Origin of the sequence: Polaromonas sp. A23 (assembly GCF_002001015.1) — a bacterium.
Lineage (GTDB): Bacteria > Pseudomonadota > Gammaproteobacteria > Burkholderiales > Burkholderiaceae_C > Polaromonas.
The window spans coordinates 1-17,091 of the sequence record NZ_MUNO01000038.1 but is presented as its reverse complement, the minus strand read 5'-3'; the positions used below and the strand labels follow the sequence as shown (position 1 = coordinate 17,091).

The 17,091-nt window shown below is 61.7% G+C and carries 13 protein-coding genes; 6 read left to right on the top strand and 7 right to left on the bottom strand.

The annotated features are described in order from the left end of the window. Positions 1-705: tRNA (guanosine(46)-N7)-methyltransferase TrmB (trmB, locus tag B0B52_RS18060; RefSeq protein ID WP_139352006.1), on the top strand; the 705-nt coding region annotated here is incomplete at its 5' end. 27 nt (positions 706-732) lie between these two features. Further along, the gene (locus B0B52_RS18055) at positions 733-1,656 is read left to right on the top strand and encodes an RluA family pseudouridine synthase (RefSeq protein ID WP_254425757.1); all 924 of its coding nucleotides are present in this window, start codon (positions 733-735) and stop codon (positions 1,654-1,656) included. Between the two features lie 264 nt (positions 1,657-1,920). On the opposite strand, the gene B0B52_RS18045 is transcribed toward B0B52_RS18055, so the two are convergent. Next, positions 1,921-2,334, bottom strand: a complete 414-nt coding sequence (locus B0B52_RS18045; RefSeq protein WP_077595062.1) for a YdaS family helix-turn-helix protein — start codon at positions 2,332-2,334, stop codon at positions 1,921-1,923. A gap of 77 nt (positions 2,335-2,411) precedes the next feature. Here B0B52_RS18045 and B0B52_RS18040 point away from each other — a divergent pair, with 77 nt between their 5' ends. Further along, on the top strand, positions 2,412-2,900 hold the full coding sequence (locus tag B0B52_RS18040; RefSeq protein ID WP_077595061.1) for a helix-turn-helix transcriptional regulator: 489 nt from the start codon (positions 2,412-2,414) through the stop codon (positions 2,898-2,900). Positions 2,901-3,275: 375 nt separating this feature from the next. On the opposite strand, the gene B0B52_RS18035 is transcribed toward B0B52_RS18040, so the two are convergent. Beyond that, positions 3,276-4,379 carry a transglutaminase-like domain-containing protein gene (locus B0B52_RS18035; protein WP_077595060.1) on the bottom strand — a complete coding sequence of 368 codons (1,104 nt, stop codon included), beginning with the start codon at positions 4,377-4,379 and terminating at the stop codon, positions 3,276-3,278. 238 nt (positions 4,380-4,617) lie between these two features. Here B0B52_RS18035 and B0B52_RS18030 point away from each other — a divergent pair, with 238 nt between their 5' ends. Then, positions 4,618-5,763 (top strand): hypothetical protein, encoded by a 1,146-nt coding sequence (locus tag B0B52_RS18030; RefSeq protein ID WP_077595059.1) that lies wholly within the window; start codon positions 4,618-4,620, stop codon positions 5,761-5,763. Positions 5,764-5,902: 139 nt separating this feature from the next. Here the strand turns inward: B0B52_RS18030 and B0B52_RS18025 are convergent, their stop codons facing one another. Continuing rightward, positions 5,903-6,454: a TlpA disulfide reductase family protein gene (locus B0B52_RS18025; RefSeq protein ID WP_077595058.1), complete on the bottom strand. Its 552-nt coding sequence runs from the start codon at positions 6,452-6,454 to the stop codon at positions 5,903-5,905. Between the two features lie 174 nt (positions 6,455-6,628). On the opposite strand from B0B52_RS18025, the gene egtD reads away from it, so the two are divergent. Further along, the gene (gene egtD, locus B0B52_RS18020; protein WP_077595057.1) at positions 6,629-7,648 is read left to right on the top strand and encodes an L-histidine N(alpha)-methyltransferase; all 1,020 of its coding nucleotides are present in this window, start codon (positions 6,629-6,631) and stop codon (positions 7,646-7,648) included. A gap of 217 nt (positions 7,649-7,865) precedes the next feature. On the opposite strand, the gene parC is transcribed toward egtD, so the two are convergent. From parC to B0B52_RS18005, 3 genes are all read right to left on the bottom strand, one after another. Further along, complete coding sequence (gene parC, locus B0B52_RS18015) at positions 7,866-10,223, bottom strand: DNA topoisomerase IV subunit A (RefSeq protein WP_077595056.1); 2,358 nt, start codon at positions 10,221-10,223, stop codon at positions 7,866-7,868. Positions 10,224-10,369: 146 nt separating this feature from the next. Beyond that, on the bottom strand, positions 10,370-11,206 hold the full coding sequence (locus B0B52_RS18010) for a lytic transglycosylase domain-containing protein (protein ID WP_139352005.1): 837 nt from the start codon (positions 11,204-11,206) through the stop codon (positions 10,370-10,372). 101 nt (positions 11,207-11,307) lie between these two features. Beyond that, positions 11,308-13,278 (bottom strand): DNA topoisomerase IV subunit B, encoded by a 1,971-nt coding sequence (locus B0B52_RS18005; protein ID WP_077595055.1) that lies wholly within the window; start codon positions 13,276-13,278, stop codon positions 11,308-11,310. Positions 13,279-13,426: 148 nt separating this feature from the next. On the opposite strand from B0B52_RS18005, the gene B0B52_RS18000 reads away from it, so the two are divergent. After that, positions 13,427-14,656, top strand: a complete 1,230-nt coding sequence (locus B0B52_RS18000; protein WP_077595063.1) for an MFS transporter — start codon at positions 13,427-13,429, stop codon at positions 14,654-14,656. Between the two features lie 390 nt (positions 14,657-15,046). Here the strand turns inward: B0B52_RS18000 and fusA are convergent, their stop codons facing one another. Further along, the gene (gene fusA / locus B0B52_RS17995) at positions 15,047-17,086 is read right to left on the bottom strand and encodes an elongation factor G (RefSeq protein ID WP_077595054.1); all 2,040 of its coding nucleotides are present in this window, start codon (positions 17,084-17,086) and stop codon (positions 15,047-15,049) included. Between the last annotated feature and the right edge of the window lie 5 nt (positions 17,087-17,091).

The following is a 17,091-nucleotide window of genomic DNA, read 5'->3' as shown; positions in this document are numbered from 1 at the left end:
CCGCCTGAAGGCGCTTCACCTGACGCCCCCCACCTGCGCACCATCCGCAGCTTTGTTCTGCGTACCGGCCGCACCACCGCCGGCCAGGCCAAGGCTTTTGCTGATGCGGGGCCGAAGTTCCTCCTGCCTTATTCGGCAGCGCCGCTCGACATCGAAGCCGCCTTCGGACGTGCCGCGCCGACGATCCTGGAGATCGGCTTCGGCATGGGTGAAGCCACTGCACAGATTGCGGCTTTGCTACCGGAAAAAAACTTCCTCTGCTGCGAAGTGCACACCCCGGGTGTCGGCGCGCTGCTCAAGCGAATCACCGAGCAAGGACTGAACAACATCCGCATCCTGCAGCACGACGCTGTACAAGTGCTGGACCACATGCTGGTGCCCGGCAGCCTTGATGGCGTGCACATCTTTTTCCCCGACCCGTGGCACAAGAAAAAACACAACAAGCGCCGACTGATTCAGGGGCCGTCGGTGTCCAAACTGGCGTCCCGTCTCAAACCCGGGGGCTACCTGCATTGCGCCACTGACTGGCAACCGTACGCCGAGCAGATTCTTGAGGTGCTCAAAGCAGAACCTTTGCTGAAAAACACGGCGGACAGCGCCGACGGCTTTGCGCCCAAGCCCGACTACCGGCCGCTCACCAAGTTTGAAAACCGCGGGATCAAGCTTGGGCACGGTGTCTGGGACGTGGTATTCGAGCGCGTGTGATGCAGCACACAGGGCAGCCCGGCGGCCGTGAGTAAAACGCACAAGCTTGGTCTGCACGGCTTGCCAAGCCGGGACGGTGTCAGCCCGAGCTGCGTCGGCCTGCCCGCAGGCCACTGGCCGACCATCACCGATTTTCTGGTCGAACGCTTTCCCGCCATTGCGCGCGAGGTGTGGCTTCAGCGAATGCAAGATGGCCTGGTGGCCGATGAATTTGGCGAAAAAGTCAGCGCGAAGCACACCTACCGTGGCCACATGCGGGTGTACTACTACCGCGCGCTGGATGAGGAAGTCCGCATTCCGTTTGAGGAAGCCGTGCTGTACCAGGACGAACACCTGGTGGTGGCTGACAAGCCGCATTTCCTGCCAGTCACGCCTTCGGGACACTACCTGCAGGAGACGCTGCTGGTTCGTCTGAAAAACCGTTTGGGCATCGACGGGTTGATTCCGATTCACCGGATCGATCGCGAAACCGCGGGCCTGGTACTGTTCTCCGTGCAGCCCGCGGAACGCGATGCCTACCAGGCGTTGTTCAGACAGCATGAAGTGACCAAGCGCTACCAGGCCGTGGCGCCGTGGCGCGGTGATATCGGTTTCCCGCTCACGCGCAAAAGCCGCATCGTCCCCGACCAACCCTTTTTCCGCCAGCGTGAAGTGCCAGGCGAGCCCAACAGCCAAACGCGTGTCGATGTGATTGAAGTTCGGGGCGAGACGGCGTTGTATGCGCTAAGCCCGGTAACGGGGAAAAAACACCAGTTGCGCGTGCATATGAACGCGCTGGGCCTGCCGCTCGTCAATGACCGGATGTACCCACCTGTGCCACACACACCGGATGACGACTACCGCTATCCGCTGCAGTTGCTCGCGCAGGCCATCGCATTTGTCGACCCAATCACCGGAAAATCGAGGCACTTCGAAAGCAGCCGCCGCTTGAACCTGCCGCCGACGCCGTAACTACTCTGCGGCACCAGCAGCGGTTGAACAGCAAGCCGTATTCCCTTCGCTTTGATTTTGAGAATCGCAGACGAGCTGCCCAGAACAGGGTTTCCCTCTGGCGAAAGCGTACGGTAAAGCCGTGCAGGTTTAACAACTGCGCCCTCTCGTCCGGAGCCGACGCTGCGCCGAATGACTTGGCCATTTGGCGCAGTGCGATCAGAAGGTCAGCAAGCTCACCCGACCGGAGTCTGCCGAAAGCCCCGCAGTGGGCACGTAAACAGCCTATCCAAAGCGCTTGGCTATGGCACGCCAGTAGTCGTTTTGGAATTGCGAATACTTGAAGGAGCCCTGCAGAAAAGGATTGGCTTTTTCGTCGCGGCGCTCCGCCGCGAACAGGGCAAGTTGGCGTATCTCATCTCGCGTGAGCGATTCAACGGAGCGCCCCGTTGGTGCACCCATTCTTTTGGCCGCCGTCTCGCCGCGTACCAGGCCCCAGTTCACCTTATCGTTCAGTTCTTCGAGAGCGACGCCGGTGGTCACCGCCACTTCCGGGCATTTTTCAGCTGGCACGCGTCCAACGCTTAACCAGTGTTCAACGTGCTGCCTCACCACCCCGTGGCCCACTGCTGCAGCAAGTTTCGTCGGACTGTTTCCGAACAACTCGACAGCCCGCTGAATGCCAGTTTTTTGCCCCATCACCCGCCCTTTTGCAAATTTATTTGCATACTATATAGCAAACTAAGTTGCCCTCAAGGAGTGCAAAATCTTTTGCTATGAAAACAATTGGGGCACAAGCAAAAGAATTCCGGATCTGGAAGGGTTGGACCTACACGCGTATGGCGCAAGAGGTCAGCAAACATCAGGAAACGAGCGTGAGCCGACAGAAACTCACGCAACTTGAGAACGCAGGCGACAGACGCCCGCACTACCTGTACGCGCTCGCACAGGCCATGGGAACCACTTCGGACACGTTATTGGCCGGCCAATACTCTGTTCCGTCAGCTCAACGGGATCAAGATCTGGATAAACAGAACCACGCTCGAGCGGAAGAACCCCATACCCCCTACCAGGTTGCCTCCCCCGCCCTTGCGGTTCAAGCCCTGGTGCAGGCGCTGTCCGCCATGGAGCCAGGCACAAGGGACCGCGCGTCCTCGCTCCTGAGCAGCCTGGCGCGTGACCCGGAAGGCCCATGGTCCGGTTGGCTCGTTGACCTGTTGGAGAAAAACCAGAACCCCGAGCAACCCACCAAAGCGGGCTCCTAGGAAACAATTTTTGATTTATGCAATGTGCGCAGTGCATTGGTTGTTTGCACTGTCCCCACTTAAGCTGGAAAACTTTTTTTGGAAATTTCCCACTCTTTGTGCAAATTAATTTGCACAACAAGTCCTCGCCCAACAATGTGAGTTATCCCGCCTCCAGGCCCGGGCCGGTGCGCCGGAAGGGAACGAACGCTGGGAACAGGACGCTGAAGACCCTCTACCAGGCCCCGCTCAAGTCAAGCCAGGGCCGCGGAACCGGCTTCGCCGGGCCGCAGGCGCAGCGGCCCTCGGGGAGGCAGTGCAGTACACGCAGTGACAAACGCGGCGACTCTTTTTCAAGCCGGGGCAGCGGCTACACGCAGTGAGCAAGCGTGGGGGCTAGACCTCTTTCGCGGTGATCTGATACTTGAACTCATCCGGTGTGTATGAGTCAAAACGGCCGGCAGCGTTTTCGCCCACCGGGTACATGAAAAAGCCCAGCTTCTCCAGCTTCGAGTTCGGCAGCGCGATGTCGTGCGCGGTGTTGTAGGCCATCCAGTTGCCTTCCCAGCCGCCGAACAACGCCTTGTTGACGGGCGCCACCACCGGGTCGGTGGTGTTCTTGATCCAGTCTGCCGTTTCCAGGCGCATCACCTTGGCCACATCGGCCGGGTCCATGGCCACCCAGCCATACCCCTTGAGGAAAACTTCCGAGCGGCAATGCTGCGCGCCCTTGAGGCTGGCCGGATTGCCGCTGAGCTCCTTGTAGCCGAAGGCTGAAGGCACCAGACGGATGCCGTACACGTCGCGCGCCGGAATGCCGACCGAGCGGCACAGGCCAACAAACAACGCGTTCAGGTCGGCGCACTTGCCGCCCAGGTTGCCGGTCTCCAGCATGGTCTTGATGTCGCCTTCACCGCATCCGCGCACCTTGGGGTCACGGTAGGTGTTGGCCACGATCCAGTCGTAGATCTTCCGTGTTTTTTCGACATCGGTTTTTACGTTGCCGATGGCTTGTTGCGCCGTGGTGCGGACGATGCCGTCGGTTGGCAGGAACTTGGTCGGGCGTGTGAAATAACGCAGGGTGTCCGCATCTTCCCGCACTGCGGTTTTGTGCGCCCAGTCGATGGCGCGACCCTGGGTCTGCACGCGGCTTGTCAACTCGACAAAGGGTTGCGCCAAGCCTGCGGGGAATTCAACGTACAGCATCTTGGCACCGTCCACACCATCGTCGGTCAGGTCGGTCGCGCCGTTGCTGGAAAAGCTGTTGCCCTGCGAATGCTGGTAGTCACTGTTGACCGATGGAATCGGCAGCCAGACCTTGGTCACGCCTTGCGGTTTGACGACGTCAACGCGGGTGGTCACGTCAAAGGTGCGCCAGGCACCGCTTTGCGGGGCGAAGTTGCGGCGTGCCGGGGTTTGCGCGAAATGGATCGCGGGAAACGCGGCGGCCACAGAGGCAGCGGCTGCATTTTTGAGAAAGGTACGGCGTACGGTGGTCATCAAGAGAACTCCGGAAAGTGGGTGGGCAGACGTGGCCGGGCATGTAAAAGTGCTCCGGAATGTCCAAGCGGTAGATCGGGAAAAGCCCCCTTGCCGCGGCGCAATTATCCCCGCTTTCACCGGATGCCGACTAGCACCGCAAAGGCGTCGGTTATATTTATCCGGCAACCCTGCGCCGTTCGCACGCCGGGGCTGCATGCTCCCAGGACAACCAATACAACAAGCCGGAGAAGATGGCATGGGCGAATCGGGCATACAACAGGCGGAGCCACAGGGGATCCGGATTCGCGGCCCTGTTGGCGGGGGAATTGTCGCGACGCGCCACGCAGTGTTGTCGCAGCTGGACGCGCTGGAGCTTCAGCACTGCATACGCAGCGCTGAAGGCGTAGATGAGGCCGGCAGTTACATGCAGTTCAGCATCGACCCTGCGCAGGCCGACCGCTGGGCGCCGGCCTACGACACCCTGGGCCTGAACAGCGCATTGCAGCTTGGCGGCAACACCAAACCGGCAGCCCTGACCCGCGAGATCGTGGTGGCAATGTTGATGGGCCCGGTGGCCTTCGAATTTCCCTGCATCAACGAGCTGGTGTCTGCGGTGCGCATTCGCCACAACATTGCGCAGGCGGCCAGCAAAACGACTTTGGCCTTTCACACCAGCCAGGCGGAAAGACCTGAAGACTGTTGGATCTATAGGAAAGACTTCGGCTTTGTCATCCGGCCCGGCGTGTCGCTGCTCCGTGCACTTGCCAAGGCAACACAGCCAGAAGTGTCCGGCACGCTGTATTCGTTTTCCTGCTACCGCGCCACGGAATACGTGATCCTGCTGGGCATTGCCGAAGAACTGTCACGCTGCAACCCCGTCCTTTATGAGCAGCTGCAGGCGCTCTGGACCGAGCGCCCCATCATGTCAGGCCGCTTTCACGATGTTTTCCTGCGTGAGCAGGGTTCCATGGACGCCCCGTTGCCGCCCCGCTATTTCGTGCCGGGCGACAGGACATGGTTTCGCAACCCCGATGAGTCCTCGGCTGACGCGTCTGGTTACGAAGGTTCGTGGGTGATCTACCTTGGAGACGGTCTGTTCAGCAATTTCTGGAAACGCGAACAGCCCTTCACGCTGTCCAGCAAGTGCCTGGAGATCTACCAGTGGCGCCATGCCCTTTTCCTGGATGCAGAGGGCGAACAGCGCATCGACGAGACCAAGGTTGAAGCACTGGTCGCCGCAGCGCAGAACGATGCGCATGAGGTGGAACGCATCCTGGCATTGATGCAGCGTTATCGCGAACCACGCGGTGTGTACCAAAACGGCGGGTGCCTGGACACCACGCGCGAGTTTGCACGCTGGGTTTGCCCAGGGACTGCAGACCTGGTTCTGCCCAAGGAATAAGGCCCCCACGCTCGGCACTTCGTGTCCTCGCTGCCCCCCGAGGGGGCCGCTGCGCCTGCGGACTGGCAAAGCCAGATCCGCAGCCCTGGCGGGTAGGGAAAAACCTCCACGGTCGCTCAACTAACCAGGACCGGTTCGCCTACTGCTTGAGCAAGATCTCCAGCCACTGGGCGGCTGCGGCGCCGGTCCAGTCAACCTCACCCTGCACCCGCTGGCGCGGCCGGCCCTGACGGTCCACCAGCACGGTGGTGGGAAAAATCTTCACGCCCCAGGCCTTCGCAGTCAGCCCTTGCGGATCGAGCAACACAGGAACGCTCAATCCGGTGCTGGCCGCAAACTGGATGGCACGCGTCGGATGCTCCTTGAAATTGATGGCCAGCACCAGCAGCTTGTCGGAGCCATACAGGTCGGCAACTTGCTGCAGGGTGGGCATTTCGGCGCGGCAGGGTTCGCACCAGCTGGCCCAGAAGTTGAGCAGCACCGCGCGGCCCTTGAGGTCATCGAGCCGCCAGGTTTTCCCCTGGGTATCGACAGCCTGCAGCGGTGGCACGGCGCCATGCCAGGGCGATATGGTGTAGGCCACTTCACCGGCCGCCAGGGCTTGCCGCCCCAACAGCAGCGACGTACCGGCCAGCGCAGCGTCCTGCAAAAAACGACGCCGGGACGCCAGGGGATGTAATAAAGAAGCCATGGTTACGACCAAGCTTAGCAGGGCAGAATGAACCCCGTGATGCACCGGGCATCTGGCACGGGCCGAAAATCAAGCGCAGTTCCCCCAAGGCGTGCAAAGAGAAACTGTCCTACAAAGACAGCCAACCCTCTGAAGTAAATTGACGAACCATATGCAGCACCTGCTGAACCCATTTTGAACGCTCCCCTCAAACGGCCCAAGCTGGCCCTGGCCCCTGCGTCCCCGCAGTTCATCAACTGCCACCCGGCGACCGCACAAGGCCCGGCTCCCGATGCAGCGCGAGAACTGGCCGAAGGCCTGAACGCCGTGGCCGCCAGCGTGCCGCCCAAGTATTTTTACGATGTGCTCGGCTCCCAGCTGTTTGAAACCATCACCGAGCTCGACGAGTATTACCCGACGCGCACCGAGGCTGGCATTTTCGACACAGCCTATCAAAGCATTGCTGCGACCGCGGCCAGTGCCGGCATCAAACAGCCCTGCCTGATTGACCTGGGTGCAGGCAACTGCGCGAAGGCCACACGGTTGATTCCCTACTTGAAGCCAAAGCAATATGTGCCGGTCGACATCTCGGTGGATTTCCTGCGGGATGCCGCCGAGCAGGTGCAGACCACTTTCCCAGCCCTGGATATTGTGGGCATAGGCATGGACTTTTCCGCCGGGCTGGCGCTACCGCCCCAGGTTCAGCGCCGCGACCGCGTTTTCTTCTACCCGGGTTCCAGCCTGGGAAATTTTTCGCCCGACCAGGCCCTGGCCTTTTTGCAGCAAATGGTCGACCCGGCACAAGGCGCCGCACGCGGCCTGCTGTTGGGTATCGACCTCGTGAAAGACAAGGCGACCCTGGAAGCGGCCTATGACGATGCGCTGGGCGTGACCGCGGCCTTCAACAAAAACCTGCTGCGCCACGTCAACACGCTGCTGGGCAGCGACTTCGACGTGCACCAATGGCGCCATCTGGCACTTTTCAACGAAACCGAATCCCGCATCGAGATGTACCTGCAGGCGCAGCGCAACCTGATGGTGCACTGGCCGGGTGGCGAACGGGCCTTCCGCGGCGGCGAACGCATCCACACCGAAAATTCCTGCAAATACACGGTGGCTTCCATGACGGCACTCCTGCGGCGTGCCGGCTTCACGCAGATCAGTTACTGGACTGATCCGAAAGAGTGGTTTGCGGTGTTCTGGGCTTCGGTTTAACCAACTGTCTGGCAGTTCGGGCTGAGCCCTACGTCGAAGCCGTCTTTTTTTCTGCTCTGGAGGGTTGCCGGCAAGCCGGGGGTAGCCCGGCTTGCCGGCACACCACAAACGGTGAGAAGAAGCCAATGCCAGGAGCACGAATTCAAGAGATAAACTGGCCAATAGCCCTTATCCCACGGACACAAACAGCTATCAAACCGATAGCAAACAACGCTCTCTATTCCACCCGCGATATCGCAGAAGGTTTGAACCCCAGATCCGCCGCCTTCCCCTTGCGAGCACGCGCGGCCCTGGCGTTGTTCAGGCTGCGAATCTCCAGCGTTTCCTCGCGCACCTTGCCACCACGCCCAATGCCTTCGATCTTCACACTGCGGGTGTAAGCCGCCGCGCCAGCCAAGGTGTCCTTGGCATCCAGGTCAATCAACATCAGGCCACGGCCCCCGGCCGGCTGGGTCTTGAGTTCGTTGATCTCAAACGTGAGGATGCGGCCGCCGGTGGAAGCGCAGGCCACATGGGTGGCCGGGTTCAGCGGGACGGAACCGCTGCTGCCGGAAACTGGGGACGGCTTGCAAATCGATTCGCCCTCGGCACAGCTGATGAAGGCCTTGCCGGCTTTCAGGCGCGACGTCATGTTTTCCACCGTGGCCAGGAAACCATAGCCGCCGCTGCCGCTGAGCAACAGTGTGGCCGTCGGCGGGCCGGCAAAATAATGCGCCGGGTGTGTCCCGCTTTCAAGCTCGATCAACGTCGTCACCGGCTGGCCGTCTCCGCGCGCGCCGGGCAGCATGGCGACCGGAATCGAATACACCCGGCCCGTGCCTTTGGCCGCGGTGCCAAACACCAGCAGGCTGTCCACCGTGCGGCATTCGAAGGTGCCATACAGGCCATCGCCCGACTTGAAGGCGAAGCTGGCCGCGTCGTGGCCGTGACCGCTGCGTGCGCGTACCCAGCCCTTGGCGCTGACCACCACCGTCACCGGCTCGTCGATCACCTTGACTTCAAGCACGGCTTTTTTATCGGCCTGGATCAGGGTGCGGCGCGGGTCGGCAAACTGTTTGGCATCGGTCTCGATTTCCTTGATCATCAGGCGGCGCAAGGCTGCCGGGCTGCCGAGAATTTCCTCGAGCTTGCCCTGCTCCTCGCGCAGGCCCTTGAGCTCCTGCTCGATCTTGATGGCTTCCAGCCTGGCAAGCTGGCGCAGGCGGATTTCAAGAATGTCTTCGGCCTGCCGGTCGCTCAGGTTGAAGCGCGCGATCAACGCCGCCTTGGGCTCGTCGGACTGGCGGATGATGGCGATGACTTCATCGATGTTGAGCAGCACCAGTTGCCGGCCCTCAAGGATGTGGATGCGGTCCAGCACCTTGTTCAAGCGGTGCTGCGAGCGCCGCTCTATCGTGGTCTGGCGGAAGCTGATCCACTCCTGCAGCATCTGGCGCAGGTTCTTCTGCGTCGGTTTGCCGTCCAGCCCGATCATGGTCAGGTTGATCGTCGACGAGCTTTCCAGGCTGGTGTGCGCCAGCAGAGTGGTGATCAGCTCGGTCTGGCTGATGCGGCTGGTCTTGGGCTCGAACACCAGGCGCACGGCGGCGTCCTTGCTCGACTCGTCACGCACCACGTCAAGCACGGCCAGCACCGTTTGCTTGAGCTGCACCTGGTCCAGGCTCAGGGCCTTCTTGCCGGCCTTGATCTTCGGGTTGGTGATCTCTTCGATTTCTTCGAGCACACGCTGCGTGCTCACGCCGGGCGGCAGCTCCTGCACCACCAGCTGCCACTGGCCGCGCGCCAGATCCTCAATCTTCCAGCGCGCACGCACCTTGAGCGAGCCGCGGCCCGTACTGTACGCGGCGGCAATGTCTGCCGTGCTGGAGATGATCTGCCCGCCGCCCGGGTAGTCCGGCCCGGCGATCAATGTGTACAGCTCTTCATCGCTGAGCTTGGGCGTCTTGATCAGCGCGATGCAGGCGTCGGCCACTTCACGCAGGTTGTGGCTGGGGATCTCGGTGGCCAGGCCCACGGCAATGCCGCTGGCGCCGTTGAGCAACGTGAACGGCAAACGCGCCGGCAATTGGCGCGGTTCATCAAAAGAACCGTCGTAATTCGGCACGAAGTCGACCGTGCCCTCGTCAAGCTCGTCGAGCAGCAAGGTGGTGATTTTCGACAGCCGTGCCTCGGTGTAACGCATGGCTGCTGCGCCGTCACCGTCGCGGCTGCCGAAGTTGCCTTGCCCATCGATCAGCGGGTAGCGCTGGCTGAAATCCTGCGCCATGCGCACCATCGCGTCATAGGCCGCCTGGTCGCCGTGCGGATGGTATTTGCCAAGCACATCGCCAACCACGCGAGCGCTCTTGACCGGCTTGGCGCCGCTGTTGCCGGAAAAACCCAGCCCCATACGCGCCATGGCAAACATGATGCGGCGCTGCACCGGCTTCTGGCCGTCGCAGACATCGGGCAGAGCCCGGCCCTTGACCACGCTCAGCGCGTATTCAAGGTAAGCGCGCTGGGCATAAGCGGCCAGCGATTCCTGATCAGGCAACTCGGGGCTGGAAGGCAGGTCGGGTGTAAAAAGATCGTCCATCGGGTTCAAACTGCAAAAAGATCGGAAGGGAAAATTGGGCCTGGCCAAGGGTCCGGGGACCACAGCAGGGAATTATGGCCTCGGGGTTGTCTTGGCGGCGGGCGCCTCAGGCTGCAGGCCTCTCGCGAGACCCCGGCGCCGGATGCCTAGTCGCGCTCGACCCGGAACTCCGGAGCGACCGGGCTTTGGATCGGGCTCTGAACCACCAGCGTCGGCAGGGTGTTGCCGCGACCAGTGGCACCGCCAGAGGGCTGGCCCGCCGGGGTTTTGGCGCCACCCATCATTTCCATCCGGACACGGCCTGTGCGGCCGGAAGCCGCGAACATGCTCGGCGGCTTGAGGTGGCCGTACAGCTGCATGACGGTTTTGACGTAATTCCTGGTTTCGGGGTAATTGGGAATCTTGTTGCCCGCCCGCTGCACCGCGCCTTCGCCAGCGTTGTAGGCCGCAACGGCCAGCTCGAGCTGTCCGGGAAACATCACCATCAGGTCGCGCAGGTAACGTGAACCGGCGCGGATGTTGGTTTTCGGGTCGGTCAGCTTTTTCTCGATCGGCGAGTTCTTGTCGGCTCGCACACCATAGCGCTGGGCCGTGGGTGGCATCAACTGCATCAGGCCGACGGCACCCTTGGGCGACACGGCATGGGTGTTGAAGCCCGATTCGGTGGCAATCAGCGCCTGGAGCAATTCGTAATCGATGTCGTTGGCCACCGAGGCTTCACGCAGCAGGTGCTTGACCGCCTTGTAGTTGGGCGAAACATCAAAAAACGCCAGCAACTTGGGCGGTGCGCCTGGCATGCCGCTTCTGCCGTCGCCCGGCACACCCGCACCCTGTGCGCTGAAGCTTTCCCCGCCGCGGAAAAACAGCTGATAGCGCTCATCAAGCCGTTCGGCCGAGAAATGGGCGACGCCCCTGTCGTCCACATAACCCCAAACGTCGGCGCGGGCCGCGGCGCCGGCAAACAGCAAAGCGGCAGAAATCATCAAAAATGATAGCTGTCTTCGCCCGGCCGATAAGGGCCGGAGCCATTTTTTATGCATGAAATAACTCATGCCTTGATCCGCGGGTTGCGCATGCTTGTCTTTCAAATGTCGATCTCCACGGCGTCTCCGTGGAGTTCCATCAATTCGCGCCGCGCCGCGGCTTCGCCTTTGCCCATCAGTTTTGTCACCAGAGACTCGGTCTGGGCAAAATCAAAGTTGCCGAGTTGGACGGGCAACAGGCGACGGGTATCAGGATTGAGTGTGGTTTCCCATAATTGTTCCGCATTCATTTCGCCCAGACCCTTGAAGCGGCTGATGGCCCAAGCCCCTTCACGGACGCCCTCTTTACGCAATTTGTCGAGAATGGCGATCAATTCACCTTCATCCAGCGCGTACGCCTTCGAAGCGGGCTTCTTCCCGCGGGCCGGAGCGTCCACCCGGAACAACGGCGGCCGGGCCACAAAGATATTGCCACTTTCGATCAATTTGGGGAAGTGGCGGAAAAACAGGGTTAACAGCAGCACCTGGATGTGGGAACCGTCCACGTCGGCATCGCTGAGGATGCATATCTTGCCGTAGCGCAGGCCGCTGAGGTCGGGCGAATCGTTGGGGCCGTGAGGGTCGACCCCGATGGCGACCGCGATGTCGTGAATCTCGGTGTTGGCAAACAGCCGGTCGCGCTCGACCTCCCAGGTGTTGAGCACCTTGCCGCGCAGCGGCAGGATGGCCTGGCTTTCCTTGTCGCGGCCCATCTTGGCGCTGCCGCCGGCGGAGTCGCCCTCGACCAGGAAAACCTCGTTGTGCGCCAGATCACGGCTTTCGCAGTCGGTCAGCTTGCCCGGCAGCACGGCCACACCCGAACCTTTGCGTTTTTCAACTTTCTGGCCGGCTTTCTGGCGGGTTTGCGCTGCCTTGATGGCCAGCTCGGCCAGCTTTTTGCCGTAGTCGACATGCTGGTTCAGCCACAGCTCCAGAGTCGGGCGCACAAAGCTGGAAACCAGCCGCACCGCATCGCGCGAGTTAAGCCGCTCCTTGATCTGGCCCTGGAACTGCGGATCCAGCACCTTGGCAGAGAGCACATAACTGGCGCGGGCAAACACGTCTTCAGGCAGCAGCTTCACACCCTTGGGCAGCAGCGAGTGCAGTTCGATGAAACTCTTGACGGCCTGGAACACGCCGTCGCGCAGGCCGCTTTCATGCGTGCCGCCAGCGCTGGTCGGGATCAGGTTGACATAGCTCTCACGCACCGGCTGGCCGTCTTCGGTGAACGCCAGGCACCACTGGGCGCCCTCGCCTTCGGCAAAACTGTCGTGCGCAGCATCGGCAAAACCTTCACCTTCGAACAGCGGAATCACCGGGTCGGCACTTAGCGTCTGCATCAGGTAGTCGCGCAGGCCGCCTTTGTAAATCCAGGTCTGCACTTCTTTGGTTTTTTCGACCACCAGCGTCACGGTGACGCCTGGCATCAGCACCGCCTTGCTGCGCAGCAGGTGGGTCAGCTCGGTCATGGGCAAGGCCGAGGCTTCAAAATACTTGCTGTCCGGCCAGGCACGTACCGTGGTGCCGGACTTGCGGTCGCCCTCGGCCTGCTTGCGCAGATGCAGCTTCTCGACGACGTCGCCGCCGCTGAACACCAGGATGGCGGCCATGCCGTCACGGTAAGAGCTCACTTCCAGGCGTTTGGACAGGGCGTTGGTAACACTGACGCCGACACCGTGCAGGCCGCCGGAAAAGCTGTAGGCTCCGCCCGCCCCTTTGTCGAATTTGCCCCCCGCGTGCAGGCGGGTGAACACCAACTCGATCACCGGCGCTTTTTCCTCGGGGTGCATGCCGTAGGGAATGCCGCGTCCGTCGTCCTCGATGCTGACCGAGCCGTCGGTATGCAGCGTGACCTTGATCTTCTTGCCGTGACCGGCCAGCGCCTCGTCGGCAGAGTTGTCCAGCACCTCCTGGATGATGTGCAGGGGGTTGTCGGTACGCGTGTACATGCCCGGCCGCTGCTTGACGGGCTCAAGGCCCTTCAGCACGCGGATCGAGCCTTCGGAATAGTCGTTGGGTAGTTTGGTCGCCATGGGAGGGTGGATTGTAGACCCGCGTGATTTTAAGACTGTATGAATATACAGTTTTTCTGATCACCCTTTCAAACTCATGCCCCGCGCGCATCAATGGCGGCAAAAACTTTCAAAAGCGAAAAGCAGCACCATTGGGTACATTCATCGGATGCAATCCCCGAGCCGAAACCTCTCCATCGCCCAGGTGCTCATCTGCGGCGCCGCCATCGTCACCCTGTCCATGGGCATACGCCACGGCTTCGGCCTGTGGCTGCAGCCGATCACCCAGGCCCAGGGCTGGACGCGCGAAACTTTTGCCTTTGCCATCGCCATCCAGAACCTCTCCTGGGGCGTGTTCGGCATTTTTGCCGGCATGCTGGCGGACCGCTTCGGCGCCTTCCGCGTCATTGCGGGTGGCGCGGTGCTGTATGCGCTGGGCCTGGTGGGCATGGCGCTGTCACCCAGCGGGCTGCTATTCACTTTGACAGCCGGTGTGCTGATAGGCGCGGCGCAGGCGGGCACCACCTATGCCGTGATCTACGGCGTCATCGGCCGCAACATTCCTGCCGAAAAACGTTCCTGGGCCATGGGTGTCGCCGCCGCTGCAGGATCGTTCGGCCAGTTCCTGATGGTGCCGGTCGAAGGTTTCCTGATCAGCGGCCTGGGCTGGAAAGAAGCGCTGCTGGTGCTGAGTGCCGCGGTTCTGTTGATCGCGCCGCTGGCCTTCGGCCTGCGCGAAACAAGCTTTGGCCCGGGCCAGGCCCCGCCGCGCGAACAAACCATCCTGCAGGCGCTCAAGGAAGCTTTCAAATACCCGAGCTTCCAGCTGCTGATGGCCGGCTATTTCGTCTGCGGTTTCCAGGTGGTGTTTATCGGGGTGCACATGCCCAGCTACCTGCGGGACAAGGGACTCTCGCCGCAGGTCGCCAGCTACGCGCTGGCACTGATCGGCCTGTTCAATGTGTTCGGCACTTATGCGGCCGGCGCCCTAGGTCAAAGGCTGGCAAAGAAAAACATCCTCGCATTCATTTATTTTGCGCGGTCCGTCGTCATCATCGTGTTCCTCCTGGCTCCCCTGACTCCGGCCAGCGTCTATATTTTTGCCAGCCTGATGGGCCTGCTGTGGCTGTCTACCGTGCCACCAACGAACGCCGTCGTGGCGCAGATTTTCGGCATCCAGCACCTGTCCATGCTCAGTGGCTTCATTTTTTTCAGCCACCAGATCGGCTCCTTCATGGGCGTATGGCTGGGCGGCTACCTGTATGACCGCACCGGAAGCTACGACATCGTCTGGTACATCGCCATCGGGCTGGGTGTGCTTGCCGCCCTGGTCAACCTGCCGGTCCGCGAGGCGGCCATCCAGCGCCCCGTCGGAGGACGGCTTCCACAGGGTGCCTGACATGACCCGCAAACTCGTCTGGTATGCGCTGGCCGTCTTGCTGACGCTGGGCGTTTTTGCGATGTATCTTCGGCCCGAGTTTTTGCTGACGCTGGCCAACCAGATCTGGGCCTGTTTCTAGGCGATAGGGCCTGCTAACGCTATTTGTGCAAGATGCGTTGCGAGTCAAAAGACTCTGAGCAAGGCGCAAAACGCAGGCGGGGTGAACCCCGACAAGGCTTTGCAACGCCGCGCAGGGCCTTTTTGATCGCAACCCGGAGGGAACGGGGTGAAAACAGCGCCACTCTGCGTTGCACTCCTAGCCCAGACGCCCAGTCTGGGCGTCGTCGCGCGCCTTGATTGGCACTGTTTTCACCCCGTTCGCATTTGCACAAATAGCGTTAGCAGGCCCTATTCTTCGTCACGCACGCGGTACTGCCCGGCCAGCTGCTGCTGCACCGGCGGCGGCACGGCCTCGTAGTGGCTGAAGGCCAGCGTGTAAGCACCCTGCCCGCCGGTCAGCGCATTGAGCCGCGACTGGTAGCCGGTCAGTTCCGACAGCGGCACCTGGCCCAGCACGGCCAGCGTGCCCAGCTGCAGGCCGCGCGTGCCGCTGACCTGGCCGCGCCGCGACGACAGGTCGCCGGTGATGTCGCCCATGGCCGCCTCCGGCGCGGTGATCTCAACATTGACGATGGGCTCCAACACCACGGGTGATGCGGCACGCACGGCTTCGATCACTGCCTTGCGCCCTGCAGTCGCAAAGGCAATGTCCTTGCTGTCCACACTGTGGTGCTTTCCGTCGTACACCACCACCCGTACATCGCGCACCGGAAAACCCGCGACCACACCGCCGTCCAGAGCCTGGCGCACGCCTTTTTCAACCGCAGGAATGTACTGACCCGGAATCGTGCCGCCCTTGACCTGGTCGACAAACTCGATACCGGCACCGCGCGGCAGCGGCTCAATGCGCAGGAACACCTCGCCGAACTGGCCCGCGCCGCCACTCTGTTTTTTGTGGCGGTGGTGGCCGGCCGCAGGCGCGGTCACGGTTTCACGATAAGCAATGCGCGGCGGCCGGGTGTTGACTTCGCATCGGTACACGTCCACCAGCCGCTCAAGCAGCGCCCGCAGGTGCAATTCGCCCAAGCCATAAACCACGGTCTCGTTGGTGGCCGCCACATGTTCAAGCTTCAGGCAGGGGTCTTCGTCAACCAGCCGTTGCACCAGGTCCCACATGCGCTGCTCGTCCCCGCGGCGTTTGGGTTCAATCGCCAGCCCATGCACCGGCACAGGAAAAGCCAGCGGAAGAAGATGCATGTGGTCATCTTCAGCGGCGTCATGCAGCACCGCATCGAAATGAATATCGTCCACCTTGGCCACCGCACACAACTCGCCCGGTCCGGCACTGGCAATTTCCGTATGCTCTTTGCCCTGCAAGCGGAAAAGGTGGCCTACCTTGAACGGCCGGCGGCCGTCGCCGATGTACAGCAGGCTGTCCCGTGTGACTGTTCCCTGGTGCACACGGAAAATTCCCATCTTGCCGACGTAGGGGTCCACGGTCACCTTGAACACATGCGCCAGCACATGCCTGGCAGGGTCAGGCACGGCTTGCACCGGTATGGCCGCAGAGCCTTCGCCACGCAGAAATTTCGGCGGGTTTCCTTCCGCCGGGTTGGGCAGCAGCCTGACCATCACATCAAGCAACTCGGCCACACCTGCGCCATTGCGTGCCGACACAAAACAGACCGGGATCAAATGGCCTTCGCGCAAGGCCTGCTCCAGCGGCGCATGCAATTCACGCGGGTCCACATCGCCCTCGTTCAGATAGCGCTCAACGAGGGCCGAGTCAACTTCCACAACCTGCTCGACCAATGCCCGGTGCGCACGCTCGACGCTGGAAAAGTCGGCTTCCCCGGCTGGATTGAAAAAACAGTCCACCACACGGGTTCCGCCGCCGGCCGGCAGGTTCAGGGGCAGGCACTCCTTCCCGAAGGCCTCCTGGATGTCCCGCAACAACTGGGGCAAATCAATGTCCAGGGCGTCTATCTTGTTGATGATGATCATGCGGCACAGCTCACGCCGCGCGGCCCAGTCCATCATGCGGCCCGTCATCAGCTCGATACCGCTGGAGGCGCTGATCACCAGCGCCGCGGTGTCCGCCGCTTCAAGCGCGGGCAGCGACTGCCCCAGAAAATCCGGTGCGCCGGGGGTGTCCAACAGGTGAATGCGCGTGCCCTCATGCTGCAGGTGGACCAGCGCCGCATTGAGCGAATGTTGGGCCCGGCGTTCCAGGGGATCAAAGTCACTGACGGTGGTGCCGCGCTCCACACTGCCCGAAGCACCAATCGCGCCAGCTTTATGCAGCAAGGCCTCCAGCAAAGTGGTTTTTCCGGTGGCTGATGCGCCGACAAATGCCAACGTGCGCAAGGCGGCGACGACCGGGGGTATAGGGG

Excerpts from the sequence above, each read along its gene's own strand:
- B0B52_RS18030 (WP_077595059.1), top strand. The coding sequence starts at position 4,618 with ATGGGCGAATCGGGCATACAACAGGCGGAGCCACAGGGGATCCGGATT.
- B0B52_RS18025 (WP_077595058.1), bottom strand. The coding sequence starts at position 6,454 with ATGGCTTCTTTATTACATCCCCTGGCGTCCCGGCGTCGTTTTTTGCAG.
- B0B52_RS18005 (WP_077595055.1), bottom strand. The coding sequence starts at position 13,278 with ATGGCGACCAAACTACCCAACGACTATTCCGAAGGCTCGATCCGCGTG.
- B0B52_RS18000 (WP_077595063.1), top strand. The coding sequence starts at position 13,427 with ATGCAATCCCCGAGCCGAAACCTCTCCATCGCCCAGGTGCTCATCTGC.
- B0B52_RS18035 (WP_077595060.1), bottom strand. The coding sequence starts at position 4,379 with ATGACCACCGTACGCCGTACCTTTCTCAAAAATGCAGCCGCTGCCTCT.
- B0B52_RS18010 (WP_139352005.1), bottom strand. The coding sequence starts at position 11,206 with ATGATTTCTGCCGCTTTGCTGTTTGCCGGCGCCGCGGCCCGCGCCGAC.
- B0B52_RS18045 (WP_077595062.1), bottom strand. The coding sequence starts at position 2,334 with ATGGGGCAAAAAACTGGCATTCAGCGGGCTGTCGAGTTGTTCGGAAAC.
- B0B52_RS18040 (WP_077595061.1), top strand. The coding sequence starts at position 2,412 with ATGAAAACAATTGGGGCACAAGCAAAAGAATTCCGGATCTGGAAGGGT.
- parC (WP_077595056.1), bottom strand. The coding sequence starts at position 10,223 with ATGGACGATCTTTTTACACCCGACCTGCCTTCCAGCCCCGAGTTGCCT.